The organism is Bacillus sp. TH25, assembly GCF_016650935.1.
GTDB classification, from domain to species: Bacteria; Bacillota; Bacilli; order Bacillales; family Bacillaceae_G; genus Bacillus_A; species Bacillus_A mycoides.
Map to the genome: position 1 here is coordinate 60808 of NZ_JAEKEU010000002.1, position 26191 is coordinate 86998.

Consider the following 26191-nt stretch of genomic DNA (forward strand, 5'->3'; position numbering starts at 1 on the left):
CGGTAGCGCCTGTATTGCCCTTCTCATTTCTTATTTTCTGTCCTGAAATAATAAAAAAGCTACTTGAAAATTCATTTCAAGTAGCTTTTTTATTACTCTGCTAAATACATAAAACCAATTGCTCCTGGTCCTGTATGAGTACTGATAACTGGTGTTGTATAGAAAATCTCTGATTGAGTGAATCCATTCACTTTTTCAACAGCAGCTTTTACACTTTCTGCTAAAGGAATTGCTTTAGCATGTGGAATCGCAACAGCTTTCACCACTTTTCCAGCAGTATCTTCCTCGAATAGTTTAGCCAACGTTTTTACAATCTGCCCTTGGCTACGTACTTTCGTTACCGGATTATATACGCCGCCTTCTAAACTTGCAATTGGTTTAATATTAAGTAAAGAACCAATAAGTGCCTTACCTTTACCGATGCGTCCACCTTTTACTAAGTTTTCTAATGTATCTACGACAACATATAAACGAGTATTCTTTCTTACTTCATCAATACGTTTTAAAATATCTTCTAGTGAGCATTCTTCTTTTGCCATTTTTGCCGCTTCAATTACTTGATATGCTAAAGCATGTGTAATAAATTGAGAATCAACAACTGTTACTTTTGTATCTGTCATTGATGCAGCGCTATTCGCTGTTGCGACAGTACCGCTCATTCCACCTGTCATATGAATGGAAAGTACTTCACTTCCATCTTCGCCTAGCTTGTCATACATTTCTACAAATGTACCCATAGCCGGTTGTGATGTTTTTGGTAATTCTTCTGATTTAATCATTTCTTCAATAAATTCATCCGGTTGCAAATCTACACGATCTAAGTATGTTTGTCCATTTACAGAAATAGATAATGGTAAAACATGAATATCATACTTCTCAATTATATCTTTTGATAAATCTGCCGTTGAATCTGTTACAATTTTAATTTTTTGCATATTATATTCTTCCCTTTCCAATACGCTCTCCCTGTTATTATACTAGCATTCCCGATGCTTTCAACAATTTCGAATGAATTTCACCAAATTAATTATATTTTTATACCTAAAATAAAAAAGACAGAGCCTATCTAACTCTGTCCCTGCTGTGTATTATGCATTCTTTTCAAGAGTATTTGTCTTATATACATTTGAATAATCATTCCACTTCAAACAACTTTGTAAATATTCACGGAAAGAGTACGAGAATCTTGGGTTTTTATGTTTTTGAATTTTCGCAATAAACAATTGAAGACGAGACTGAATTAGAAACGCTAATGGATGCTGTGTTTGTAGGACAGGGATTTCAAATATTTTAATACAATTCCCTGTTGCATGAGTGAAATAAAAACTTTTCGTAATCACAATATCAATCCTCTTTTTCGTTGGATTTTTGAACTTCCTCCACTTTATTCTTTAACACGTTTTTTAGTGTAGGTTTCCTATGAATACTAAAATATCCTTAAGCTGCCCCATTTAGAAGTTAATACTTCATTTATATCCACCTAATTCGAACCCTGTCCTATATATCCTTTGAGACGGGAGTCTTATTATCCATATATAGCTTGATAACTTCAGTATAAACTTATAAAAATGAAAAGTTTGTCTAAATTTTGGAGATTCTATAATTTTTTCCTTCTATATATTGTATACAATTATAGCTAGAGTATAACAAATAAATTAAAAAGTGCCTTTATAACGAGGCACTTTTCGACTGTATTTCTTCTCTTTTCTGTTTTCGTTTACTAACTATCTTTGATAAAGCGATACTGATTTCATAAATACAAATAAGCGGTACCGCTACTAAACTATGTGATAAAAAATCTGGCGGCGATATACATGATGCAATTATAATCAACACGACATAAGCATATCTTCTTATTTTCTGAAGAAATTCTGCCGTTAGAAGACCTATACTCGTTAAAAACATAACAACTACAGGTAATTCAAATATAACAGCAAACGGAACTGTTAAATTTAATACGAAATGAAAATATTTTTCCGTTGTAAACATCGTATTAAACATCTCATTACCAATTGTAGTTAGGAAATGAAATAAAAATGGCATGACGATAAAATAACCGAAAGATAGGCCTGCTATAAATAATATAGACAATACCGGTATATACATTAATGTCATTTTTTGTTCATTGGGATGTAAACCTGGTTTTACAAATAACCAAATTTGTATCGCAGCAAAAGGAATTGTACAAACGATAGCAAATACTGTAGCAATCGAGAAAAAAATCCACAACACATCACTTGGACCGAGAACAGTTAATTTCATTGGTAAATCTTTTACAAGCCAAAAATAAATATCCTTCGTAAAAGTAAATCCAATAATTAAAAATAATACAAAGGATAATACTGTATATATTACTCGTTTGCGAAGCTCAACAATATGTTCTACTACGCTCATTTCCCGATCTTCCATCTCGTTCACCACACTTTATTTATCCATTCCGAGAAAAACTTCAGCATATTCTTTTATTTATTTATTTATTTTTTTCTTTCTCTTGAAATGCCTCATCAGTCAATTCTTTTGTTGATTTTTTAAATTCTTTTAACGTTTCCCCTAAAGCTTTCCCAATTTCCGGTAACTTTTTTGGGCCAAATAAAATTAACACTGCTACTAAAATTAAAATTAACCCTGGAAAGCCAATATTTGAAAACATTTCCCCATCCCCTTCATAAGTAGATTCCTTGTCCTACTATTCCATAAGTTCATTTTGTCAAAAAATTTCGTAAACGTCAATGTATCCGTTGTCTTTTATCAAAAAAATTCGAAAATATAATCAATTGAATATCATTTTCTATTCCTTTTGTATATGATATGGTTAAGGAAAATATAACTTATCTCAATACAGTGAAAGGAATTAACATTATGACGCAAAAAATTAAAAGAATGACCCAATTTGTAAAAGAAGAAATTGCGAATGCAATTACCCATGGTATCGGTGCCATTTTAAGCATCCCTGCCTTAATCATATTAATTATTCATGCTTCCAAACATGGCACAGCATCTGCTGTTGTTGGTTTTACCGTTTATGGCGTAAGCATGTTCCTTCTATACTTATTTTCTACACTGCTACATAGTATCCATCATCCAAAAGTAGAAAAGTTATTTACCATTTTAGATCACTCCGCCATATATTTATTAATTGCCGGCACGTATACACCATTTCTACTCATTACACTGCGTGGCCCGCTCGGTTGGACTTTACTCGCAATTATTTGGACCCTTGCGATTGGTGGGATTATTTTCAAAATCTTCTTTGTTCGTCGCTTTATTAAAACATCAACATTATGTTATATCATTATGGGTTGGCTCATCATCGTTGCCATTAAACCCCTTTATGAAAATTTAACCGGTCACGGCTTCTCACTACTATTAATAGGCGGCATTTTGTATTCTGTCGGAGCTATATTCTTCCTTTGGGAAAAGCTTCCGTTCAATCATGCCATTTGGCATCTCTTCGTACTAGGCGGTAGTACAATGATGTTTTTCTGCGTACTGTTTTATGTCTTACCCGCAGCATAAAAAAAGTTTCAGCTTGTTTAAGCTGAAACTTTTTTTATTACTTATGTAATTGAGATGCAATAATATCTTTTGTATGCTGGGTTAACTCTTTAGCATCCATACTTGCATATTCTTCAGGTGTAATTGGCTTAGAAATCGTTACTGTTGCATGAGCTGGTTTCATACGATTTCCATTCGCTTCAAACATTTTATATGTACCATCTAACGTTACAGGTAAGATTGCTACACCAGATTTTACTGCTAGGTGAAAACTACCCGCTTTAAACTCTCCAATTTCGCCACCCTTACTTCTCGTTCCTTCAGGGAAAATTACGATAGAATGTCCATTCTTTAATAGTTCAATTCCATCTTTAATTGCCTTAAGAGATTGACGGCGATCGCTGCGGTCCATGAACACACAATTCATTAGTTCCATCCATGTTGGTACAACCGGAAACTTTTTAATTTCCGCTTTTGAAACGAATCCAATTGGCTTATTTAAGTAACCTAGTAAAACAGGAATATCCATATTACTTTGATGATTACTTACAACTAGCACCGGCTTGTCTTTTGGAACATTTTCAAGTCCCTTTACTTCTACAGTCGATCCAGTTACACCCACCATTTTCTTACCAAACCAGTTTGTTGTTTTATACACAACACTATCTTTTTCTTGCGGTGACATCGCATTTGCTTTTCTTTTTATACGCCACAACCTTGGTGTAATCGCAATTACGATTAAAATTAAATAAAAGATTTTAAAAAACGTTTGAATCATATAGAACCCCCACCTATTATCATTCCGACCTTCATTATACTAGACAAACGAAGGAAAAAGAAGAAAAAATGTCCAAACAACAAGTGTTTGGACATTTTGAAGTTTTCTATATTAGAAACGTTTTGCTAATTCGCGTGCATTTACAATTGCTGCTTCTTTAATGTCTTGTGCTTTTTCAGGATTTGCATTCATTCCTTCAACTGCAATATATTCAGTGTCTGATACACCCATGAATCCTAATACCGCATTTAAGTGATTGCGACCGAAGTCCATAGATGCGTATGCTCCTTCAGAGTAAACGCCGCCTGTAGCTTGAATATGAAGTGCTTTTTTGCCTTCTAGTAAGCCAACTGGACCATTTTCAGTATATTTGAATGTTTTACCTGCGATTGATAAGTTATCTAAGTATGCTTTCACTACTGCTGGGTAGCTGAAGTTCCACATTGGAGTCACGAATACATAACGATCTGCATGCATAAATGTTTCTAAGTTATTGTTCATTGCTGCAACTTTTTGTTGCTGATTTTCACTTAAAGTTTCGAATCCTTCGCCTGCTGCAAATTTCCCCCAAGCAGCGAATACGTCTGCATCGATTGCTGGTACAGTTGTATTGAATAAATCAATTGTTACAACTTCGTCTTGTGGATGTTCGTTTTTATATGCTTCGATGAAAGCTTCTCCTACTGCCATACCGAAAGAACCTTCTGCTGAATTTGGATTTGCTGTAATAAATAGTACTTTTGTCATTGTATTAGCTCCCTTTTATACATTTTATCTTTAATTTGAGATTTATAATTTTAAAGTAAATAACTTACCTTATGTAAGTATAATACAAAAAGTTATGTTTGATGTCAATAAAAAATAGCTACTTTTTTTCGTAAGTTAATGATTTATTTTGTTCCTTTAAAAATTCAGTATATAGATATTTAGAATTCCTCATGCAAAAAGGCTATCTCTATACACTATAGAGATAGCCTTTTATTACATATTATTTTTGAAAAACATGTTTCACTTTTTCAGCTGGAATGTTACTTCCGCCTCTACCTTTTACATCTTCAATCATCATTGTAATGACCATATCTGGTGAATTTAAATCAAATGCAGCGAACCAGCCTAGTTCTTTTCCTTCGGCCTCTTTGGATACTTTTAATTCCGCTGTACCTGTTTTGCCAGCAAGAGTCATACCATCAATTTTAGCAATTTTTCCAGTACCATCTGGATCGTTAATTACTTTCGTTAAAGCCGTTTTCAATATATCTTGATTTTCTTTAGAAATCACGTTTTCTTTCCAAACTTTTGGTTGTTTATCTGTTTTAATAAGATACGGTGACGGAATCTTTCCATCATTTACAATCGGTGCATACGTTAAAGCTAAATGAAGAGGAGTCATTAAGACTTGTCCTTGTCCATATCCTGTATCTGCCATTTGAATATCATTTTTTATGCCATCATTTGCGATTTTAGAAGCTGGGAATCCGTATTCAATTGGTAATTTCTCATCAAATCCGAATTTTTTCGCCTCAGCCATAAATTTATCTTTTCCAATTTTCAAAGCTTCTTGTGCGAAATAAATATTATCCGAGTATTTCATTGCCTTATCAAAATCAATCGGATTCGCATCTTTTACACGTGTTACGTAATAATTGCCCCAAGAAGAATCTTTCGTCCATTTCAGTCCTTCAATTTTCAATTCTTCTTTTGGATCGATTGTTTTCGTTTCAAGACCAATTGCACCTGTAATTGGCTTAAATACAGAACCTGGTACCGATAATTGTGTAAATCGATTCGTCATCGGTTTTTTCGGATCATTATTCCAAGCCTCGCGTTGTGCTTTTGATGTTCCTCGTGCAATTAAATTAGGATTATAAGCTGGACTACTTACAAGGGCAATTGTTTCTCCACTTTTCGGATTAATTGCCGCACTTGAACCAGCTTCTCCCTTCATTTCATTATACGTTTTTTCTTGAACAACACTATCGATAGTTAAAGTTACATTTTCTCCATCAACAGCATCTGTTTTCGCTAAATTTTTAGTTTCTTTTCCTTGTGCATCTTCCATGAAGACACGGCCACCTTTTTTCCCGCGTAGCTGTTCTTCCAATACTTGCTCTAATCCAGCCTTACCAACTGGTTCATCGGCTTGATAGCCTTTCTTTTGAAGCGTTTTTAAATCTTCTGCATTTACTTTTCCGATATAACCAGTAAGATGCGCTGCTGCTTCCCCTAACGGATATGTACGAACATTTACAGGTTTTGCTGCAACACCAGGTAAATCGATGTACGTATTTTGCGTTGCTCCCTCAGGCAAAATTCCAATTGGTACGAGATACCCTGGTTTTACCCATTTCGCAGCTAGTTTTTGATCAATCTCTTCTACAGACATATTTAACAACTTCGCTACTGCTTCTTTCGTTTGCGGAGCAGTTTCATCTAATTTTTCTGGAATAATTCCAATCTCAGAAGCTTTCCCATTCGTCGCAAGACCTTTTCCATTACGATCGTATATTTCACCACGTTTTGGTTGTGTTGTTTGCATACGCACTTTACTATCTTTTGTCATGCCAGGGAAAATGAAATCAGGTGTCCAATCTATTTTCCAAGATTCTTTATCTCCATCTTTTTCTTTCACCATTTTTGCTTCATGACCAAAAGTGATTTTACCACCAACTGTATCCATGCTTACTTTAAAAGGAACAGGGCCTTCATCTTTTTTATCTTCTTTGACTTCCCCTGTTTCTACCTTTAAGTCTTTCACTTCAATACCAGAATAAATTTTTTCATATTTCTCAGTAAACTCTTTCTTTGAAATATCTTTTTTTGCATTTTCTGATAATTGATCGTACATATCTGCAAATTTTTGTTTATTCCATGCTTTTACATATGTATCAAACGCTTCTTGTGGTTTTTCTTCTTTACCACATCCAACTAACATGAATGTTAAGCAAAGAAAAAGAATCCCCCATATTTTTCTCAACTGATTCTCCTCCTCTTTCTATATGAATACTTTTGAAAATTTTAGCATTTTTTACATGCTACCTTTCATTATAGCACTATTGAATATCCTCTATAAACTTACATTTATAAATACAAATAAAAAAATTGATGCGAATACTCACATCAATTTTTATTATTATTGTTGTTTCTCGTATACATGGTAATAATACGTATACGGATTTTTTTCATCCGTTAAACCTTTTTCTACAAAAATCTCTTTCCAATTTGTCATATCCATTTCTGGGAAGAATGTGTCCCCTTCAAATGCGTGGTGGATTTTTGTTATATATAACTTGTCTACATAAGGTAAAAAGAGATCATAAATTTGCGCTCCGCCAAAAATAAAAATCTCTTCTTCATTTTTACATAGTTCAAACACTTCTTCCGCAGAATGAGCAACTTCACAACCTTCAACATGATAATCACCGTTACGCGTTACAATAATATTACGTCTTCCAGGCAATGGTCTACCAATTGCTTCATAGTTCTTTCTTCCCATTATAAGTGGGTGACCCATCGTCGTTTTCTTCACGTACTGTAGTTCACTCGGTATATGCCAAGGTAATTTATTATCTTTACCAATTACTCTATTTTCGTCCATTGCGACCATAAATGAAACAATCATTTTGTCATCTCCTCTACAATTACACTGCAACCGGTGCTTTAATCGCTGGGTGTGGATCATATCCTTCAATCGTTAAATCTTCCATCTCAAAATCAAACACAGATTTCACATCTGGATTTAATGTAAGTTTAGGGAACGGGCGTGGTTCACGTGCCAACTGCTTTTCGACTTGTTCAAAATGATTCGTATAAATATGTGCATCACCAATTGTATGAACAAACTCTCCTACTTCAAGACCACATTCATGTGCTATTAAATGTGTTAGAAGTGAATAGCTTGCAATGTTAAATGGAATGCCAAGGAATATGTCACCGCTTCTCTGATATAACTGACAAGAAAGCTTTCCATCTGCTACATAAAACTGGAATAGCGTATGACAAGGCGGTAAAGCCATACTTGGTACATCTTCAGGATTCCAAGCAGAAACAATTAGCCGGCGTGAATCTGGTGTTTTCTTAATCATTTCAATTACATCTTTTAATTGATCAAGTGTCTCACCAGCTGTCGTTTTCCAAGCACGCCACTGCTTTCCGTATACGTCTCCTAAATATCCAAATTTCATTGAGAATTCATCGTCTTCTAAAACGTTCTTTTTAAACAATTCCATTTGCTCATCGTATCGCTTCTTAAATTCCTCATCTTGTTGTGAGCGAAGACCGAAATCTGTCATATCAGGGCCAGTATACTCATCGCTTTCTACCCAGCTCTTAAACGCCCATTCATTCCAAATATTATTATTATGTTGCAATAAATAGCGAATGTTTGTATCACCTTTCATAAACCAAAGCAGTTCACTTGCTACTAGGCGAAATGGCACTCTCTTTGTCGTTAATAAAGGAAATCCTTTACTCAGATCAAAACGCATTTGATATCCAAATACAGATACAGTTCCTGTCCCTGTACGATCTTCTTTCTTCGTACCGTGCTCCATTACATGACGGCATAAATTTAAGTATTCATATTCAGCATGTTTCATATGTAAGAAAACCTTCTTTCAATCTTATATGAGATTTATCATAACATGAAAAACAGCGAATTTAATAATCCAAATTAATAAAAATTCTTTCAATATTTCTTACAAAATTATTAACTTTCAATATTAAAAAAGGTTTTCACTTTTCTATTACAGAAAGTATAGTCCGGTAGGACAAAATTTAAATTTGGAGGTTAGAAGTATGTCTAAAATTGAAACTCCTGTTATGACTTCGTTACAAACAACGGTTGAAAAAATGATGAAAGATTTAAAAGTTCCTGGTGCTGCTGTAGCTGTTATAAAAGACGGTGAAGTTATTCTTTCAGAAGGTTTCGGATATCGAAATATAGAAACAAAAGAACCTGTTACACCGAGTACTCGGTTCGCAATTGGTTCCTCAACGAAAGCTTTTGGCACACTTTCATTAAGCTTATTAGCACAGCAAAAAAAGTTTAATTGGGATACTCCTGTCCAGTCTTATTTACCTAACTTCTCTTTATCTGAACTACTTGCTAGCTCACAAGTTACAGGACGAGATTTGGCTTCCCATCGTACTGGGGTAAGTCGTCATGAGGCTCTTTGGTACAGCTCTTCCTTATCTCGAAAAGATCTCGTTGAAAAAATAAGACATTTACCACTTGATGCACCGTTCCGGACTTCATTTCTATATAACAACTTAATGTATGCAACAATTAGTTATATTGTTGAAAACATTACAAATCAAACGTGGGAGCAATACGCTACAGAACATATTTTAGAACCTTTAAATATGAGACATACAAACTTCTCTGTTACAGATTCACAAACTACAAATGATTATGCTTTGCCTTACATTGAAAATGAAGATGAAATAAAAGAAGTTCCATTCCGTAACATCGATACAGTCGGCGCTGCTGGATGTATTAATTCTACAATTGAAGATATGGCAAATTGGGTACTTCTTCACTTAAACGAAGGAAAGTTTGGAGATCATGAATTAATCTCCTCTGAATTATTACAACAACTGTATACACCACATAATTCCATTCCAGATCAACCAGTTTTATCACTTCCTGAATCTCCATTAAATAGTTATGGGCTTGGTTGGTTTATTAGTGCTTATCGTGGTTATAAAATGGTTCATCATGGCGGTAATATCGATGGATTTTCAGCGTTTGTTTCATTTATGCCAAATGAAAATGTAGGTCTTGTTATATTAACGAATGCTGGAGGTACATTACTTCCTATTTATTTAGCAAACCAAATTTACGACGAGCTACTCGGATTAGAATCCATAGACTGGCATAAACGTGCTGTAGAAGATACTGAAAAAATGAAGGAAATGATGAAAGAGGCAACTGAAGCACTACCTGAAGCAACAAAAGGGACTAGCACTTCTCACACATTAGATGACTATACCGGAACTTTTGAGCACCCTGCTTATGGAACACTGAAAATATACAAACAAGATGATTCTTTACATGTACAATTTATGGAGATGGATATTCAATTAGGGCATCATCATTACGACATCTTCTCTGCAAAAGTTGATTTATTCCAAATGAAAATGAGTTTATTATTCGCTTATGAAATGAATGTGAGTGGTGAATTCCCATCTCTTCAATTGCATGTACCTGCAATGTTAAGTACCCAACCTCTTACATTTACTAAGATTGAATAGTTAATTTCATAGAGGGAAGCTTTCGCTTCCCTCTATTTTTCATCATTCTCCCTACTTTCCACTATGCTTTAATATAAAATTCCCCATTTCAATTGCTAAATCTTCACTTTGAGGATAAACACCTACGTTATCTCCATAAGCGTGCCCTAAACCTCGATAAAGGACTGTTTCGGTATCAACTCCTTTGTTAGTTAATTTAGCTGCATAAGCTAAGCATTCTATCATTAAAAAGTCATGCTCTCCTACCGTAATAAATGTACTTGGATAGTCTGGGGATACATCAACATATGGACTTAAATACTTAGAATCAATTTCTTTCGTACCCAGTACTTCTGACATACCTCCAACCATTGAATGCATAATATTAAGCATTTTTTCTAATCCTTTTTTATACTTTGGAGCAATTTCATATTTATCTATACTCCAAGAATAAAACTCATCTTCATAATCACACATATTAATTGTAGGATACAGTAGCAACTGTCCCTTCACGTACTTCCTACCATCTTCCATATCTTTAGTTGTACAATACTGTGTTAAGTTCCCTCCTGCACTATCACCTGCCACAAAGATATTATTCTTATCCCCGCCTAATGTATCAGCATTTTCATAAATCCACTTTAAAGTAGTGTAGCAATCTGTATGCCCAGTTGGAAAAGGATTTTCCGGAGCTAATCGATAATCCACAGAAACGGCTAGTATATCTGTTTTTTCTACTATCAATTTCACAAGTTCTTCTACTACATCTGGTGATCCTGCCATAAATCCACCACCATGAATAAAGTATAACACTGGCGCATTCTCTTGTTTAGAAACACTGTTATAAATTCTTATCGGAATATCATATCCATCTTCCGCTTTCACTGTTTTATGCGTAATATTAACGTCTTTAGTGACAATTGGAACACTCTTAATTCCATTAAATTGTTTTCGCATATTCCTTACTGATTTTTCAGAAGCGTCCATTTTCATCATATTTTTAGGCATAAACCTCATTACATTCATTTGAACCTTCGTGTCCTTGTAAAGACGTGGATCCATCGCTCCTTTTTCATCACAATCTGGTATGTTTTTTACTAAAACTTTCGCCCCCTGTACATTGATGGTTTCTTGTTTTTCTTGCATTTTTTCTAATAAGTCTAAGTCATATTTTCTAGTCATCTAATATTTCTCCCCTCTAAATTCAAACGCTTTCATTATTCAGGATTATATAACTTCCCATTTACTAAATAAAAATACGTTCCATGTACAAAATGTACCATGGAACGTATTTTTATTGTTGTTCATATTTGATTCGATTATTGTCATTTTTTGATATGATATTTTTCTTATACTGTAATGGTGTATATCCGTATTTTTCTTTAAACTGTGAAATAAATGATTTTACATTTGGAAATCCGTGCTTTACTGCTATATCTTGTATAGAATTTGTACTATTAATAATATCTTCATAAGCTTTATAGAGCCTGTATCTCGTTAAAAAAGTGGTAAAATTTGATCCGAACGATTTTTTGAACATACGTGAAAAATGTTCTTCACTTACAAAAAAATGTTTAGCTACATCTTTCAGTTTAAGTTCTTCATCATAATGTTTATAAATATACGTAATCATTTCTTTCTGTTTATTTCCAAGTTGATAATTATTGTCTATGCTCTCTCCATCTTTGCAATATCGCAATAGAATATAAACAATTTCATAAATTAAACTATTAATTTTTATGTAACTTAAATCATCAGAATTTGTGACTAACTCCTTTAATTCATAAAATATTTGCTGGAGGTTAGTTTTCTGAACAACTGATTCTTTTATATTAAATCTATATTTATCAAAATCTCCATTTACCTCTTTAAGAAATTCATAAGAAATAATTAACATCATTACTGCACAACTTGTATTTTTAACTTTTTCGAATTCATGAACATCTCCACTATTCACAAAAATAAATTCGCCAGCGGATACTTTCTTTTTTTGCCCATTCACATACAAGAAAACTTCTCCAAATGCGACTAGGCTAATTTCAATACTTCTATGCCAGTGAGGAGGAATATAATAGTGAAAACCAGTAGGTAACATTGTGTCCTCTATATATTCAACCATTCCTGGAATTCTATCACGTAATTTTATTTCTTCATATTTACCTTGCCTGATTTTCAATAGTCCACCCCCTTTTTATATTATAAAGTAGACGTCAAGGTTTTCATTCCTTCATAAAAAACTACATATATAGTATGTAAAGAGACCGTCTCATGAGTTATTTACAAATAGCAGGTGTGAGATTTCCCACCTGCTATCCTTATTTTTTATTCATCATTTCACTATCAAACCAGATTGGCTTTGATAATTCAAAGTTTTTATGATCCTCTAAAACTATAGTAAGACGTTCTAACGTATCATCTAACATATGCGGTGCTGCTCGTAAGGACCAGACAACTGATGAGAAAACTGTCATGCCAACGTACACCGCATATAATTTCCAGAACTCCTCTGGTATTCTCCCATTAAAGTATCCTTCTATTTGTCCGATTGAATATGGAATACTAATGTCCCTTGCAAATAGTGCTATTTTTACGAAATCATGAAGTGGGTCGCCCCAGTCGTAGCCATTAAAATCAACAACACCTACATATTTCGCATCACGTACAATTATATTTTCTAAATGAAAATCATCGTGTTGAAATCGATTTGGGCGGTTCTTTAAATATTTTTCATTTTCATCTATAAACTTTATGATTTCATCATCATTTTTAATTTGTATTCCGCATGTTTTATATGCCTCTACATATTTTCGATGTTTTTTCATTGCTCTTTCATACCATGGGAGTATATCCTTAGGAGCTTCATGTGTATGCATTTTTGCTAAGTCTTTTCCTGCTGCTATACCAATATCATATTGTTCTCTTGGCGTATATGTAGGCAATAGCTTCTTAGCATCTTCTCCTTCTAAATATGAAAAAATACTATAACATAAATCTTCTTCCTCCAATATACCGAGTTCAATTGGTCTTTGAGCCTGCACGTTACGTTTTACCATTTCATTTAAAATTTGAAACTCTATTTTTTTCCTATCATACTCTTTTATATCACCTGTCCGTAATAAATATTTTTTATCATCACTAGTCGTAATAATATATTTTTTATCAGGTGAGAAACCTTTAGAGATTTCTTCAATATTTGCAGCATCTTTTACTATTTGTATATTGTTTTTCCACGTTGTAATTATCTTCATGTCTATTCTCCTTACATTTCTACATTTGGTGTATACGCTACTTCTATAATAACTCCATTCGGATCGTAAAAAGTAATAGACCCATCTAAATTCGCGACCCAAAATTCAATATGATGAATACCTGCTCGAAGTATATTCATATTAAGGATGTGCTCCATGTACAACTTGTACAATTTCCATCGGCGTATTGACCATAAAATCTGGTTCATCTTTTTCTACTGTTTCAATGACATCATATCCCCAAGATACCCAAATTACATTCACACCAGCCTTTTTACACGCTGCTACGTCTCGCTGTTCATCACCAACGTATAACATATCTTGTTCTGTTAGCTTTTTCGATTTTAAAAACCTTTTTATCATTTTATCTTTACCGAACAAATTTTTAGAGCAATATACTTCTTGAATATTTTCTATACCATTATTGTGTAAAAACGCTCGAATATGTTCTTCTGAGTTCGATGATATAACCGCAATCCCGTAGCCCTTTTTATGTAATTCATCTAATACATCCTTCATCCCATGGAACAAAACGAGATCTTTTATAGCTGGTTGATATAATTTATAAAACTCTAACGCCAATATCGGTAGTTTATACAGTGGTACATCGAGTTGTTTACATCTCTCTGGCATCGTTAATTTACGTAAATGCTCAATTTCTTCTTCCCTTACTGTTTTATACCCATGTTTTTCAGCTAGTTGGTTATAAATTGGTACAAATATATTTTGTGAATCTACTAATGTGCCATCAAAGTCAAAAACGATATATTTTTGCATCCCCATACTCCCTTTTTTCTTTTTTCCTAAACATATGTTATTCAACAACATAAATGTCGTATCCTTTCATAAAGAAAAAAAGAACAAGATTTTCTCTCGTTCTTTTTAAGACAACCATTTCGGCGGTACATTCGTATTCCAATAAATATTTCCTAACTCATGGTGTCCTGAATATCCATCATCAAAACGATGATAGTGGAAATTAAAATAATATCCATCTTGCGGTGGATGATCTCTCCTCACATGAAATCGCAGTAAGTCATTTCCTGATTTCGTGTCATAAACATGAAAAATCTTTTCATTATTTCCGCCAGCCGGTCTTTGGGAAATCGCTAATGATTGCAAAGATTCTTCTGGCACATCATTTGCAAGTTCCGCAATTGCCTCTTCAATTTTAGGTAATACAACATCTTTAAATTCATCTTCAATTACAGGCCCAATTTTAGAGCCGAATTTTTGCATAGATTGCTTCTCTGCTTCTTGCATCGCATAGTTAACAAAAGTATCGGTGGTTAACCTATCATTTGTTTCTTCATATGTATAGGACGTACTCTCCAAATTTTGTTGCCCAGCTGTGCTCGTAGGCTTGTCCGCAGCTTTGGCATTATCAAGTAATATGGAAGGAGGCGTCACTAAACCAAACGTAAATACGGTAATTAATGCGACTAAGGTTTTTCTAAACCAATTTGGCATTTATGTTCCCTCCCCTTTCACTCATTATATTTTATATAACGGTTGTTTCTTCTATTATACAAAATGATTGTAATTTTTGCACTTTACAATTTTGTTAACGTTCACATATTTTTCACTTGAATATGAAATTGTAAGATTTCATACACTATAAATACAACAACAATGAGGGGGCAATCAGATGACTTTAGATGTCGTGTACTCAGCCGCAAGCATACTCCTTTTAGTATATTTTATTTACCAGTGTGTTACAGACTAGAAAAAGAGCCATTTCCGGCTCTTTTTCTATGGTAAAAATACAATCCAACCAATGAATACTATAAAAATAACTCCAATAATTATTGCTGGCAATAAATAAAACTGTGAGAGAATGACTGTTCCGTACATAAATACGACTGGAAGGAGCAAATAACGATCCGCCTTCCACCTTAATAATAGTAATTCTCCTTCATCACAATATAAATGTAGAAACATTTTCTTCGTAAATTCATTCCAATAATCACGCGCATAGCGAGAAATAGCAACTATAGCAAATACAAGAATAATAGCTGTTATCCACTGCGGAGTCACGATAATACTTACAGTACTTATACATACAATTTGAACATAAAACATTAAAGCACTACTTGTACGCAAAAATTCTTTTAAAAAAGCTTCTACAATACGCGAATCAGAATTTTTTCCTAATATCTTTTTAGACCGAGGGAACATCCACGGTTTTTTATTCGAACTACTCGGCTTCGCAGCATGGCCACCAACTTGCATAATCCCTACCGTCCAGCGCATACTTTCTTCTTTTTCTTTCTCAACTTCTTTAAAAAGAAATTTTTATAATTCATCTTTTCTTTTACTAAGACTACAGTAAGTACAGCTACTAGGCCGGTAAATAATATGAAATACAATGGATTTTTAAAAATGAAAAATACACTGATTCCAAAATAGACTAAACTTAAAGAAAATATAACATCTTTTATAATCAATAAAACCCATCGTTTCCCCACACGTACATTTATGAATCTCGTCAACAACGATAGCATAAATCGAAAAACAGTAAAGAACATCCAGAACAGTACGATTTGTATAATTGTCGCTCCCGTACTTTTCATCAATATAGGCAGCATAATGAATACTACAATTGCGTTCGTTATTGCAATCCGAATTAACGTATATATCATGCCAAGCTTCATTAATTTTCGCATATGATTTGGGTACGAAATTAAAAATAAACTATCTGCTTGTTCAAAAAATGAGCGAACTCCTCTTGAAAATGTGACAAAATAAAACGCGAGTAAACCTAACCCAAAATAAATGGTCTCTTCCATCGATAATTCTTTCATCCATAGTGAACGATAATAGATCCCCGCAAATATAAGTGCTGGAATAATAATATATAATGCGACTGTCCAATCTGTTACAGAACGAATCGCTTTCCATTTTCTTTGCAATTCATGACGTAACCTTTTATTAAACTGTTGTTTAATCATGTTGTTCCCGCCTTACAATTGCATCGAAACAATCTAACAGTGTACTTCCTGGCATTTCTGCTAACGATTGGATCGCCTCTAAATGCCCATCTGCTACTAACGTACCTTGCGAAATGAGTAAAAATCTTTCACAAATTCTTTCAGCTGTATCCAGTACGTGCGTACAAAGTAAAATTCCGGCTCCTCGCTCTTTTTCTTTATATAAGTAGTTCAAGAATTCTTTCGTAGCTACTGGATCTAAACCAATAAAAGGCTCATCAATAATATAAAAATCTGGCTCTGTTAAAAATGCTAATATAAGCATCGATTTTTGTTTCATACCTTTTGAAAACTTTGATATGTATTCGTGTATATGTTTTTCCATTCGAAACGTATGTAATAATTCCCTTGCTTTGTCCTCCCAATTTCCCTCTTCATTTCCACGGGCAGCAATTAACAATTCAATATGCTCCCATAAAGTTAAATAATCATAATAAGTGGGATGCTCCGGTACATATGCATATGGATTTTTCTTTTCACCAAACGAGATTTCACCATCCATATTGACAAGCAAACCGAGTATCGACTTAATTGTCGTACTCTTTCCTGCGCCATTTGCACCAATAAGAGCCACTAACTCTCCTTTTTCAATTGCAAATGCAATATCATGAACTATCTTTTCACCAATTTCATATCCGGCTGAGCGGATATTCACCTCTAACATAATACTTACCTTCTTTCCATTTACATTACAATCAAGGAAAATGATAACATATCCCTCTTAATATAGTATTATATCACTTCTGATATATTTATTTCTGTAGCAGGAAAAAGCATATTTCAAGAGAATACTTAATGTTTGTAGATTTTAATTTAAATTGAAAGGACTATAACTATGACAAACATTGAAGCAATATTCATTGATCGTGACGGGACAATTGGCGGTGATACTACAATACATTATCCAGGTTCTTTCACGTTATTTCCTTTTACAAAGGAATCTTTACAAAAGTTAAAAGCTCAAAATATTAAACTATTCTCTTTTACGAATCAACCAGGTATCGCGGATGGAAAAGCAACTGCGAATGATTTTGTGCAAGAATTAAAAAGGTTTGGTTTTGATGATATTTATCTATGTCCTCATAAACATGGTGGCGGATGTGAATGCCGCAAACCGAGCACAGGTATGCTCCTGCAAGCAGCGGAAAAACATGGGCTTGATTTAACAAAATGCGCTGTAATCGGTGATCGCTGGACAGATATTGTTGCTGGGGCAAAAGTAAATGCAACGACTATATTAGTTCAAACTGGTGCTGGATATGATGCTTTACATACGTTCCGAGATAAATGGGCACATATTGAACCAAATTACATCGCAAAAAACTTTGAAGATGCTACAAATTGGATTTTAAATCATCAATAAAAAATTAAATGAGACGTCTTCACTTTGAAAACGTCTCATTTAACTATATATATTTCAAAAAGTTAATTCATAATGGAAATAACGATTATCTCTTAAATATCCATTTTCAGCATATAATCGCTGTGCTGATAAATTATCAATCTCTGTTTGTAATTTTACACCTTTTGCACCATTTTCTAATGCGAATTCTTTTGCGGCCTCTAACAATTTTTTACCTGTTCCGGCTCCGCGCTTCGCCTTTTGTACAAACAGATCATTTAAAATCCATAACTCTTTCATCGAAATAGAAGAAAATGATGGATATAGTTGCGTGAATCCGATATATTCTCCCTCTTCAACTGCCACGAAAATAATGGATTCTTTTCTCTCGATTCGATTTCGTAAAAATACTTTTGCTCCTTCAATATCGGAATCTTGTCGATAAAATACGCGATAGTTATTAAAAACAGATGCTAGTCCATCTAAATCTGCAATTGTTGCCTCATATATTCTCATTTTGTTTTATTCCCCTTCCAATATTGTTTCATAATATCCGTTACCCATTTAGGCTGTAGAATTTCTTCTTTCGGCATAAACTCTTTCATTATCGGCTTTATATCCAATATAGGGGTGCCATCAATAGCATCTAACCCCTCAACAATAATTGATTTACCTTCTCTTTTGATCACCTTTACAATTGTAGCTCCTATGCGATTCGGACGATTTTTCCCGCGCTGTGCAAAAATGCCTACTTTAGGATAATCATTATTATTTCTAGGATGTCTAGCAAAACATTGAATTTGTTCATCAGTTACTTTATGAAAATAAAAGACAACTTCAATATGAGAAAAATCTTCAATCCCTTGTATACTTTCCTCTGTATACATATCAGTTAAAGTAATATAGGATCTTACTTCTCCCCACTCATCATCTTTTATTTCCTTTCTTTCATTATGTACAAATGCGATTGGCTGAACTGAAAACATCCGCATTCCCCCTTAAATGTAACCACTTACATTATAAAATATTTTCTGAATGTTTTCCAGACAAATGAGTTAAGTTTACATAATATAATTACAATCTATTATCTAAAGCGAAATTGACTGCTTCAATCGCATGTATATGCGTTGTATCAAATATCGGAACTGATATGTCTTCCTGCTTTATTAATAACCCTATTTCTGTACACCCTAATATTATTCCTTGCGCCCCTTTTTGCACTAACTCTTCTATAACTCTTTTATAATACTCTCTAGATTGAGATGTTATCTTTCCTAAACATAATTCTTTGTATATTACTTCATTTATTTTTTCTCTATCTTTTCCTAATGGTACTATTACTTTTATATCATTCTCTTCTATACGTGATTTATAGAAATCTTGCTCCATCGTATATTTTGTTCCAAGCAGACCAACCGATTGAATACCTTTTCTATTTATTTCTTTTGCAGTTGCATCCGCAATATGTAATACTGGAATGTTAATATTCTCCTTTATTTTCTCAACTACTTTATGCATTGTATTTGTGCAAATGATTATAAAGTCTGCTCCTCCTTTCTGCAATGAATACGCCGTATTCCCTAATACTTCTCCTGCTCCATCCCAATCTCCGCTAGACTGGAATCGTTCAATCTCTTCAAAATTCACACTATTAATCAGACATTTTGCTGAATGTAATCCACCTAATCTACTTTTTATTTCTTCATTTAAAATTCGATAATATTCTGAAGTTGATTCCCAACTCATACCACCTATAAGACCTATCGTTTTCATAGTAAACACCTACCTAAACTATTTTTATAAAACTAATAACAATATTTTATTATGTATATTATACACAATAAAACAAGACTTTAAATTTATAATATAAAGTCTTGTTTTAACTATTTCCAAGGAAATTTCATTGCAATATTCTGAAATTAAACCCCTGATGTTTTTATAGAATCTTCATATTGATAATTAAAACACTCTCGATACAACTGTTTGATTTCATCATAAGAAGGAACTCGTGGATTATTTCCTGGGCTACCACTTGCAATTGCATCTTTCGCCATTTTAGAAATAGCATTTTCAAATTCAACTTCGTCAATTCCGTATTCTCTTAAATTAGGAATACGAAGATCAAAACAAAGTTTCTTAATTTCAGCAATCGTGTAGTTCGCTACTTCTTCATCAGAATGAGAATACAAATCTTTGTTTAAGCTACGTCCTACTTCTGCTAACCTTTTTATTGCACTCATTTTTGTAAACTCTAAAACTGTAGGTAATAGTATTGCATTCGATATTCCATGTGGTACATGGAATAATGCTCCCACTGGACGGGACATACCATGCACTAATGTAACAGATGCATTTGAAAAAGCAATCCCAGCTTGTAATGAAGCAATCATCATTGCTTCCCTTGCTTCCATATTATCTCCATCTTCATATCCAATACGTAAATATTTCATAATACTTTCAATAGCCGAAAGAGCAAGTACATCTGTAAGTGGTTGTGAAAATTTAGAAATATATGCTTCAATTGCATGGCATAATGCATCTATACCTGTCGCTGCCGTAATATGAGGTGGTACCGAACTTGTTAATATCGGGTCAATAATCGCTACTTGCGGGGTAAAACTCGGATGCTTCATCATCATTTTCACATCTGTTTTTTTATTCGTAATTACTGCTACACTTGTTACTTCTGACCCAGTACCTGAAGTTGTTGGAATTGCAATGAGTGGTAGTGGATCATTTTCTATTTCAACATCTTTTTGGACGTAATATTCAATTGCTCCACCATTAGTATGTAACACCGCTACTGCTTTCGCAGCATCAATACAACTTCCACCACCAATACCGATAATAAGATCACACTTTCCTTCTTTACAAATCATTAACGCTTCTAATACGTGTAAATTTGTAGGCTCAGCATTTACTTTGTTATATGTAATAACAGTAATACCTTTCTTATTTAGCTGTTTTATGCACCTTTCAACATACCCTAATTTCTCCATAATTGTATCAGTAACTATAAAAGCTCTTTTCCCAAACTTCTTTGATTGTTCCCCCAGCTTTTCAATTGAATTTCTTCCATATAGTACAGACTTCGGCATACGAAACTCAGCAACTTCTTGCAAGTACTCCACCCCTTCTTCCCCTTATTAATGTTTTAGTTTATAAAATATCAACTAAATAAATCTTTACAATTCATATAGTATCTATTTTTAATAAATTCCTGTAATAGTATAGAATGCGATAACTAAAAACACAGCAAGCGTTTTCAAAACTGTAATAGCAAATATATCTTTATATGACTGTTTATGTGTTAAACCTGTTACTGTAAGAATAGTAATAATAGCCCCGTTATGTGGTAATGTATCCATTCCTCCTGATGCCATTGATACGATACGGTGCATAACTTCTAATGGAATATCAAATTGATTGGCTGCTGCAATAAATTTATCACCCATCGCACTTAAAACAATCCCCATTCCTCCTGATGCAGAACCTGTAATACCGGCTAAAATATTCGTCGTTACCGCTCCATTCACTAAAGGATTTGTGAACGTTGCAGAAATGCCGTCTCTCATAATTGCAAAGCCTGGAAGTGCTGCAATGACACCACCAAAACCAAATTCTGCTCCTGTATTCATTGTTGCAAGTAGCGCACCACCAATACTTGTATTCAATCCAGCTTGAAATCCTGTTACTACCCGTTTCCAATATAATAAAAGAGTTGTTAAAATTCCTATTATAAGTGCCAATTCTACAGACCATATTCCAACTACCGCACTCAATTCTACTTTTCCAAATGCTTTCATACCAATTGCTGAAAAGTCAAAACCGTTCGGATACCACTTCGGTATCATAATAGTAAACACTTTATTCATTACACCTACTAAAATAAGTGGTATAAAAGCAATAAGTTGTTGTGCCCTCGTAATTTCTAAACTATTTAACAGCGGTATTTCTTTCTGCTCTAATTCCAAAGATGCTGCCATTTCAGTATTCCCATCGTTAAAACCAAAATACCCTTCACCTGCTGCTTTTGCCTTCTTACGCCTACTCTCTAAATATAATAAACCTAACGTGAGAACAAAAATTGCCCCTACAATACCAAGTATCGGTGCAGCATAAATGTCCGTTTTAAAAAATGTTGTAGGTATTACATTTTGAATTTGTGGTGATCCAGGAAGCGCATCCATTGTAAATGTTACTGCTCCAAGGACAATCGTTCCAGGTATTAAGCGCTTTGGAATATTAGCTTGTCGAAAAAGCTTAGCTGCAAACGGAAATATAGCAAATACCACTACATATACACTAACACCACTATACGTTAAAATAGCACCCATTAAAACAATCGCTAAAATCGTACGTTTTTCTCCAACCAACTCTACAATCGTCTTTGCAATAGAATCAGCAATTCCTGACATTTCTACTACTTTCCCAAAAATTGCTCCAAGTAAAAACACCGGGAAATATAGTTTAATAAACCCTACCATTTTCTCCATAAAAATATTAGAAAAGAAAGGTAATACAAAACTAGGTTCTGTCAAAAATACCGCAAATAATGCAAAAATCGGTGCAAATAAAATAACAGAAAACCCTCTATACGCTACAAACATAAGTAAGCTAAGTGCTAATAATATAATAACTAGCTCCAATTATACCCCTCCTTTAAACTGAAAATTCAATCTTTTATTGATAAACTTCTACTAATCTTTCATTTCTGACATCCCTCCTCTAATTCATACAAATTTTTCATACTAAAATGTCTAATTATACATATTCGATTACATATGAAAAATCCCTTTAAACAAAAACGATTTCATCGTCATACGTTATAAAGGGATTGTTAGTCTCTATTTTTATTTTTTTATTAAACCATTTTCTATACAAAAATGGTGTAGTTCTTCTATATCCTTCGCTATATGAGTCGCACTAACTTCAATCAACTCATTTTCACTACCATAGCCATATAAAACACCAATTGAAGCAATTCCATTATGATTTGCACCTATTATATCGTGCTTTCTATCTCCAATCATGACAACTTCCTCTTTATTAAGTCCTTCATTTTGTTGTAAAATATGAGCAATTATTTCTTCCTTTTTTATTCTTGTCCCATCTAAATTACTCCCAACAATCTCTTCAAAAAAAGATGTTAACTGAAAGTGCTCTATTACTTGTTTCGCAAATACAGTAGGCTTTGAAGTTGCTACAAACAAACGATTGCCAGCATCCTTTAATTCTTGCAATAGGATTGGAATTCCATCGTATACTTTATTCTCTAATAAACCACTTCGCTTTAAATATTCCCGAAAATAAAACACCGCTCGTTCTACTTCTATTTCATTCATATTATATCTATCTACAAAAGATTGTTGTATTGGTGGGCCGATAAATGAATCTAACTCACTTATATTCCCTTCTTCAATCCCCATCTTATTTAACGCATATAAAGCAGAATTAATAATTCCTTCTTTCGGATCAGTTAATGTTCCGTCTAAATCAAATAAAAATGTTGTATACATATTTAATCCCCCACTCATCCTACTTTAAATGTAATACTGAAGGTTTTTTACTACTCCACCTCTACTATACTATCATTATTTATCTTTTCAAAAAATTATTTTTTCTATGTTACATAGTTTCAGTTACAAAATACGGATAGATATGATAAAGTAAAAAAGTTACAATTAATTCAATAGAAACTGGTGAAACAAATGTCAATTACGCTAATTTTTATAATGGCTTTCACAATTGTCATCCACGCAGTCGAAACAAGTTCATATAGTATTCGATTAGCTGGTGTTCGTTTAAAAAAGATTGTCGTTGCCTTATCTGTCGTAGGAATGGTATTACTTATTTCAAGAACATCAAATTTACTACAAGCCTTTTTAATTGGCGGGATTGTCGATGAAGCAAAACGAGATGCTTCTATTAATTTAGAGCATACTATACGACTTGTACTATTATCTGCTTCTGTCGGTACATTACTTGCGATTATTCTTTATCCAACTTTGACAAAACTATTTGGATATGTCATTCGAAACTTTGAAACAGACGGTTCATTCATTCGAATGATGAAAACAAATAACATTCAAAAATTAAAGTACACAAAAAAATATGTACGCTTTCCAAAATTAGAAATGGTTCATAGACTGCGTATCGGTGGTATTCCAAAACGTATTATGCTTATTAACATGTTTGCTACCGCAATTTATACAGCGGGTGTTCTTTCAGCCCTTTACGCTTCTTTTCTAAATCCAGATTACGCAACAAATGCAAGTACAGCTTCTGGTCTTGTGAATGGTTTTGCTACTATTTTATTAACAGTATTGCTCGACCCACGCATTGCTCTATTAACAGAGCGAGCTTTACAATCAGAAAATGGTGCTGAATCTATGAGTAAAATGTATGGTTGGCTAATGATATCTAGACTTCTCGGTACTTTACTCGCACAACTGTTGTTCGTACCAGGTGCTTACTGGATTTTATGGATTATTGAACTGATGCATTAATTCACTCTCTAAAAAAGCAGGTGAAATATCAAATGACTATAAAAACAGAGCAAGACATTATTCAAATGATACAAAATGATAAGTGGATGATGGACGTACTACATACAGCTAAATCTCTCAAACTACCTGATTGGTGGATTTGTGCCGGATTTGTTCGTTCTAAAATTTGGGATACATTACATAACTACGAAACAAGAACGGCTACACCAGACGTCGATGTTATTTATTTTGATCCATTACATAAAGATGAGTCATACGAACAATCATTAGAAAAGGAACTGACAAATTTGAATGATTCTATCCCTTGGTCGGTTAAGAATCAAGCTCGTATGCATGTGGTGAATAACATGCCACCATATTCTTCTGCTGTTGATGCTATTTCTAAATTTCCTGAAACAGCAACCGCACTTGGTGTTACATTAGACGCGAAGAATAATGTCATATTAACATCCCCGTGCGGAATTGAAGATGTGCTTTCATTACAAGTGAAACCTACACTTCATTTTCTTGAAACGAAAGAACGAATACATATGTACAAAAAAAGAGTTATGAAAAAGAATTGGCAAAGCAAATGGCCCAACATTACAATCACTTATCCAGAAATTTAAAGAGGGTGCTTCTCATTATTAGAAGCACCCTTTACTTTTTCAATTCAAAAAATGAATGACTGTTTCAGCGAATCGATCCACTTCTTCATAGTGTGGTGTATGACCACTCTCTTCGAATATAATACACTTCCCATTTAGAGCATCTTTATTAAATGTTTCAATTTGTTTTTCACACGTTACTACATCATATTTTCCTACAATTAATAACATTGGATTTTCTACATCTTTTATTTTTGATAATAATGACGTATGAAATGCTCTTTCTGCTTTTAATCTATCAAAATGGATTTCGGAACGCTTTGAAAATTCTTCCCACTCTTCATCACTATATAAACTATAGTCAGTTTTAACCTCCTTATTTTCATAAATCTCCATTCTTTTTTCTTCTAATTCATCGCTTAATCTTATGTAAGCTTCTAGCAACTCTTCTGAACTAGCATTACTAGATGAATAAGCAAAGCACTCTTCTGCCGCTAATTCTTTTCCATACTTTTTTAATAAAATCCCTGTCTTTTGTAGTAAAGCCCTACTTGTTAATGCAAAATCGAAAGTCGGACCTTCAAATATTATTTTCTCTATTGAATTTGGATATGTCGCCGCATATAACAATGCTAAATATCCACCGAAAGAGTGTCCTATTACAGACCATTTCTCAATTTGCAATACTTTTCTTAGTTCTTCACAGTCTTCAACTAAATCATTTAATCCAAAAGGTTCTTCCTCAGTAATTCCTTCTGATCGACAAACTCCTCTTTGATCTATCATAATTACATATAAGGAATCTTTTAATCGTTCCGCTTGATGAAATGAAAAATCATAGCAACTCTCTCCTGGTCCACCGTGCAAATATAATATTGGTTTATTTTTAGGACTTCCATGTGTTTCAACGTATAGCTTTTTTCCTCTAATGTTCATGTATTTCCCAACTTCAATCAAATTAATTTTTATTATCATCACCTTCTTTTTTTACTGAATATTATAACATTTAAC

The 26191-nt window shown here is 33.6% G+C and carries 27 protein-coding genes and 2 pseudogenes; 5 read left to right on the forward strand and 24 right to left on the reverse strand.

The window, feature by feature from the left end:
* Window positions 1-92 precede the first annotated feature (92 nt).
* From JFT89_RS00390 to JFT89_RS00405, 4 genes are all read right to left on the reverse strand, one after another.
* The gene (locus tag JFT89_RS00390; protein ID WP_033707617.1) at window positions 93-935 is read right to left on the reverse strand and encodes a DegV family protein; all 843 of its coding nucleotides are present in this window, start codon (window positions 933-935) and stop codon (window positions 93-95) included.
* A 153-nt stretch (window positions 936-1088) separates the two neighbouring features.
* Window positions 1089-1340: a DUF2535 family protein gene (locus JFT89_RS00395; RefSeq protein WP_002012715.1), complete on the reverse strand. Its 252-nt coding sequence runs from the start codon at window positions 1338-1340 to the stop codon at window positions 1089-1091.
* 328 nt (window positions 1341-1668) lie between these two features.
* Window positions 1669-2409, reverse strand: a complete 741-nt coding sequence (gene tatC, locus JFT89_RS00400) for a twin-arginine translocase subunit TatC (protein WP_033708120.1) — start codon at window positions 2407-2409, stop codon at window positions 1669-1671.
* Between the two features lie 61 nt (window positions 2410-2470).
* The gene (locus tag JFT89_RS00405) at window positions 2471-2650 is read right to left on the reverse strand and encodes a twin-arginine translocase TatA/TatE family subunit (protein ID WP_002012719.1); all 180 of its coding nucleotides are present in this window, start codon (window positions 2648-2650) and stop codon (window positions 2471-2473) included.
* A gap of 209 nt (window positions 2651-2859) precedes the next feature.
* Between JFT89_RS00405 and trhA the strand changes: the two genes are divergently transcribed.
* Complete coding sequence (gene trhA / locus JFT89_RS00410; RefSeq protein ID WP_002085872.1) at window positions 2860-3516, forward strand: PAQR family membrane homeostasis protein TrhA; 657 nt, start codon at window positions 2860-2862, stop codon at window positions 3514-3516.
* Between the two features lie 37 nt (window positions 3517-3553).
* Here the strand turns inward: trhA and JFT89_RS00415 are convergent, their stop codons facing one another.
* From JFT89_RS00415 to JFT89_RS00435, 5 genes are all read right to left on the reverse strand, one after another.
* Window positions 3554-4273 carry a lysophospholipid acyltransferase family protein gene (locus JFT89_RS00415; RefSeq protein ID WP_002065190.1) on the reverse strand — a complete coding sequence of 240 codons (720 nt, stop codon included), beginning with the start codon at window positions 4271-4273 and terminating at the stop codon, window positions 3554-3556.
* A 111-nt stretch (window positions 4274-4384) separates the two neighbouring features.
* Window positions 4385-5020 (reverse strand): FMN-dependent NADH-azoreductase, encoded by a 636-nt coding sequence (locus JFT89_RS00420; RefSeq protein WP_002012622.1) that lies wholly within the window; start codon window positions 5018-5020, stop codon window positions 4385-4387.
* Window positions 5021-5261: 241 nt separating this feature from the next.
* The gene (gene pbpC, locus JFT89_RS00425; protein WP_016094129.1) at window positions 5262-7247 is read right to left on the reverse strand and encodes a penicillin-binding protein 3; all 1986 of its coding nucleotides are present in this window, start codon (window positions 7245-7247) and stop codon (window positions 5262-5264) included.
* Between the two features lie 156 nt (window positions 7248-7403).
* Window positions 7404-7892, reverse strand: coding sequence for a dihydrofolate reductase (locus JFT89_RS00430; RefSeq protein ID WP_201039336.1), 489 nt, complete (start codon window positions 7890-7892; stop codon window positions 7404-7406).
* A gap of 19 nt (window positions 7893-7911) precedes the next feature.
* Complete coding sequence (locus JFT89_RS00435) at window positions 7912-8868, reverse strand: thymidylate synthase (RefSeq protein WP_016094130.1); 957 nt, start codon at window positions 8866-8868, stop codon at window positions 7912-7914.
* A gap of 199 nt (window positions 8869-9067) precedes the next feature.
* Between JFT89_RS00435 and JFT89_RS00440 the strand changes: the two genes are divergently transcribed.
* Entirely contained in the window at window positions 9068-10525 is a 1458-nt protein-coding gene (locus JFT89_RS00440; RefSeq protein WP_002065182.1) for a serine hydrolase, read from the forward strand.
* Window positions 10526-10576: 51 nt separating this feature from the next.
* Here the strand turns inward: JFT89_RS00440 and JFT89_RS00445 are convergent, their stop codons facing one another.
* From JFT89_RS00445 to JFT89_RS00480, 8 genes and pseudogenes are all read right to left on the reverse strand, one after another.
* A complete protein-coding gene (locus tag JFT89_RS00445; protein ID WP_201039337.1) occupies window positions 10577-11686 on the reverse strand; it encodes an alpha/beta hydrolase in 1110 nt (369 codons plus the stop codon).
* A 112-nt stretch (window positions 11687-11798) separates the two neighbouring features.
* The gene (locus JFT89_RS00450) at window positions 11799-12680 is read right to left on the reverse strand and encodes an AraC family transcriptional regulator (RefSeq protein WP_201039338.1); all 882 of its coding nucleotides are present in this window, start codon (window positions 12678-12680) and stop codon (window positions 11799-11801) included.
* A gap of 139 nt (window positions 12681-12819) precedes the next feature.
* Window positions 12820-13752 carry an aminoglycoside phosphotransferase family protein gene (locus JFT89_RS00455; protein ID WP_201039339.1) on the reverse strand — a complete coding sequence of 311 codons (933 nt, stop codon included), beginning with the start codon at window positions 13750-13752 and terminating at the stop codon, window positions 12820-12822.
* 29 nt (window positions 13753-13781) lie between these two features.
* A pseudogene (locus JFT89_RS00460) lies at window positions 13782-13892 on the reverse strand (aminoglycoside phosphotransferase); the annotation flags it as partial.
* A 1-nt stretch (window position 13893) separates the two neighbouring features.
* Window positions 13894-14529: an HAD family hydrolase gene (locus JFT89_RS00465; RefSeq protein ID WP_201039341.1), complete on the reverse strand. Its 636-nt coding sequence runs from the start codon at window positions 14527-14529 to the stop codon at window positions 13894-13896.
* Between the two features lie 105 nt (window positions 14530-14634).
* Window positions 14635-15222 (reverse strand): YpjP family protein, encoded by a 588-nt coding sequence (locus JFT89_RS00470; RefSeq protein WP_002031682.1) that lies wholly within the window; start codon window positions 15220-15222, stop codon window positions 14635-14637.
* 282 nt (window positions 15223-15504) lie between these two features.
* Window positions 15505-16703, reverse strand: a pseudogene (locus JFT89_RS00475) (ABC transporter permease).
* A complete protein-coding gene (locus tag JFT89_RS00480; RefSeq protein WP_201039342.1) occupies window positions 16696-17406 on the reverse strand; it encodes an ABC transporter ATP-binding protein in 711 nt (236 codons plus the stop codon). The pseudogene JFT89_RS00475 and the gene JFT89_RS00480 overlap by 8 nt, the downstream one beginning before the upstream one ends.
* A gap of 171 nt (window positions 17407-17577) precedes the next feature.
* On the opposite strand from JFT89_RS00480, the gene JFT89_RS00485 reads away from it, so the two are divergent.
* A complete protein-coding gene (locus JFT89_RS00485; RefSeq protein ID WP_002065170.1) occupies window positions 17578-18105 on the forward strand; it encodes an HAD-IIIA family hydrolase in 528 nt (175 codons plus the stop codon).
* Window positions 18106-18159: 54 nt separating this feature from the next.
* Here the strand turns inward: JFT89_RS00485 and JFT89_RS00490 are convergent, their stop codons facing one another.
* From JFT89_RS00490 to JFT89_RS00515, 6 genes are all read right to left on the reverse strand, one after another.
* Entirely contained in the window at window positions 18160-18600 is a 441-nt protein-coding gene (locus tag JFT89_RS00490; RefSeq protein ID WP_016094139.1) for a GNAT family N-acetyltransferase, read from the reverse strand.
* Window positions 18597-19070: an SAM-dependent methyltransferase gene (locus JFT89_RS00495; RefSeq protein WP_002065166.1), complete on the reverse strand. Its 474-nt coding sequence runs from the start codon at window positions 19068-19070 to the stop codon at window positions 18597-18599. Before JFT89_RS00495 ends, JFT89_RS00490 begins: the two co-directional genes overlap by 4 nt.
* An 88-nt stretch (window positions 19071-19158) precedes the next feature.
* Window positions 19159-19857, reverse strand: a complete 699-nt coding sequence (locus JFT89_RS00500) for an aspartate/glutamate racemase family protein (RefSeq protein WP_002065165.1) — start codon at window positions 19855-19857, stop codon at window positions 19159-19161.
* A gap of 146 nt (window positions 19858-20003) precedes the next feature.
* Window positions 20004-21206, reverse strand: a complete 1203-nt coding sequence (locus JFT89_RS00505; protein ID WP_033707615.1) for an iron-containing alcohol dehydrogenase — start codon at window positions 21204-21206, stop codon at window positions 20004-20006.
* 87 nt (window positions 21207-21293) lie between these two features.
* A complete protein-coding gene (locus JFT89_RS00510; protein WP_002065163.1) occupies window positions 21294-22733 on the reverse strand; it encodes a GntP family permease in 1440 nt (479 codons plus the stop codon).
* 204 nt (window positions 22734-22937) lie between these two features.
* Window positions 22938-23603, reverse strand: coding sequence for an HAD family hydrolase (locus JFT89_RS00515; RefSeq protein ID WP_033706728.1), 666 nt, complete (start codon window positions 23601-23603; stop codon window positions 22938-22940).
* A 192-nt stretch (window positions 23604-23795) separates the two neighbouring features.
* On the opposite strand from JFT89_RS00515, the gene JFT89_RS00520 reads away from it, so the two are divergent.
* Window positions 23796-24593 carry a lipid II flippase Amj family protein gene (locus JFT89_RS00520; RefSeq protein WP_033706727.1) on the forward strand — a complete coding sequence of 266 codons (798 nt, stop codon included), beginning with the start codon at window positions 23796-23798 and terminating at the stop codon, window positions 24591-24593.
* A 32-nt stretch (window positions 24594-24625) separates the two neighbouring features.
* Window positions 24626-25201, forward strand: coding sequence for a nucleotidyltransferase family protein (locus JFT89_RS00525; protein WP_002065159.1), 576 nt, complete (start codon window positions 24626-24628; stop codon window positions 25199-25201).
* A gap of 39 nt (window positions 25202-25240) precedes the next feature.
* Here the strand turns inward: JFT89_RS00525 and JFT89_RS00530 are convergent, their stop codons facing one another.
* Window positions 25241-26155 (reverse strand): alpha/beta fold hydrolase, encoded by a 915-nt coding sequence (locus JFT89_RS00530; protein WP_201039343.1) that lies wholly within the window; start codon window positions 26153-26155, stop codon window positions 25241-25243.
* Window positions 26156-26191: the final 36 nt, after the last annotated feature.

Excerpts from the sequence above, each read along its gene's own strand:
- JFT89_RS00390 (WP_033707617.1), bottom strand. The coding sequence starts at position 935 with ATGCAAAAAATTAAAATTGTAACAGATTCAACGGCAGATTTATCAAAA.
- tatC (WP_033708120.1), bottom strand. The coding sequence starts at position 2,409 with ATGGAAGATCGGGAAATGAGCGTAGTAGAACATATTGTTGAGCTTCGC.
- JFT89_RS00405 (WP_002012719.1), bottom strand. The coding sequence starts at position 2,650 with ATGTTTTCAAATATTGGCTTTCCAGGGTTAATTTTAATTTTAGTAGCA.
- trhA (WP_002085872.1), top strand. The coding sequence starts at position 2,860 with ATGACGCAAAAAATTAAAAGAATGACCCAATTTGTAAAAGAAGAAATT.
- JFT89_RS00415 (WP_002065190.1), bottom strand. The coding sequence starts at position 4,273 with ATGATTCAAACGTTTTTTAAAATCTTTTATTTAATTTTAATCGTAATT.
- JFT89_RS00420 (WP_002012622.1), bottom strand. The coding sequence starts at position 5,020 with ATGACAAAAGTACTATTTATTACAGCAAATCCAAATTCAGCAGAAGGT.
- JFT89_RS00430 (WP_201039336.1), bottom strand. The coding sequence starts at position 7,892 with ATGATTGTTTCATTTATGGTCGCAATGGACGAAAATAGAGTAATTGGT.
- JFT89_RS00435 (WP_016094130.1), bottom strand. The coding sequence starts at position 8,868 with ATGAAACATGCTGAATATGAATACTTAAATTTATGCCGTCATGTAATG.
- JFT89_RS00440 (WP_002065182.1), top strand. The coding sequence starts at position 9,068 with ATGTCTAAAATTGAAACTCCTGTTATGACTTCGTTACAAACAACGGTT.
- JFT89_RS00445 (WP_201039337.1), bottom strand. The coding sequence starts at position 11,686 with ATGACTAGAAAATATGACTTAGACTTATTAGAAAAAATGCAAGAAAAA.
- JFT89_RS00455 (WP_201039339.1), bottom strand. The coding sequence starts at position 13,752 with ATGAAGATAATTACAACGTGGAAAAACAATATACAAATAGTAAAAGAT.
- JFT89_RS00465 (WP_201039341.1), bottom strand. The coding sequence starts at position 14,529 with ATGCAAAAATATATCGTTTTTGACTTTGATGGCACATTAGTAGATTCA.
- JFT89_RS00470 (WP_002031682.1), bottom strand. The coding sequence starts at position 15,222 with ATGCCAAATTGGTTTAGAAAAACCTTAGTCGCATTAATTACCGTATTT.
- JFT89_RS00480 (WP_201039342.1), bottom strand. The coding sequence starts at position 17,406 with ATGTTAGAGGTGAATATCCGCTCAGCCGGATATGAAATTGGTGAAAAG.
- JFT89_RS00485 (WP_002065170.1), top strand. The coding sequence starts at position 17,578 with ATGACAAACATTGAAGCAATATTCATTGATCGTGACGGGACAATTGGC.
- JFT89_RS00490 (WP_016094139.1), bottom strand. The coding sequence starts at position 18,600 with ATGAGAATATATGAGGCAACAATTGCAGATTTAGATGGACTAGCATCT.
- JFT89_RS00495 (WP_002065166.1), bottom strand. The coding sequence starts at position 19,070 with ATGTTTTCAGTTCAGCCAATCGCATTTGTACATAATGAAAGAAAGGAA.
- JFT89_RS00500 (WP_002065165.1), bottom strand. The coding sequence starts at position 19,857 with ATGAAAACGATAGGTCTTATAGGTGGTATGAGTTGGGAATCAACTTCA.
- JFT89_RS00515 (WP_033706728.1), bottom strand. The coding sequence starts at position 23,603 with ATGTATACAACATTTTTATTTGATTTAGACGGAACATTAACTGATCCG.
- JFT89_RS00520 (WP_033706727.1), top strand. The coding sequence starts at position 23,796 with ATGTCAATTACGCTAATTTTTATAATGGCTTTCACAATTGTCATCCAC.
- JFT89_RS00525 (WP_002065159.1), top strand. The coding sequence starts at position 24,626 with ATGACTATAAAAACAGAGCAAGACATTATTCAAATGATACAAAATGAT.
- JFT89_RS00530 (WP_201039343.1), bottom strand. The coding sequence starts at position 26,155 with ATGATAATAAAAATTAATTTGATTGAAGTTGGGAAATACATGAACATT.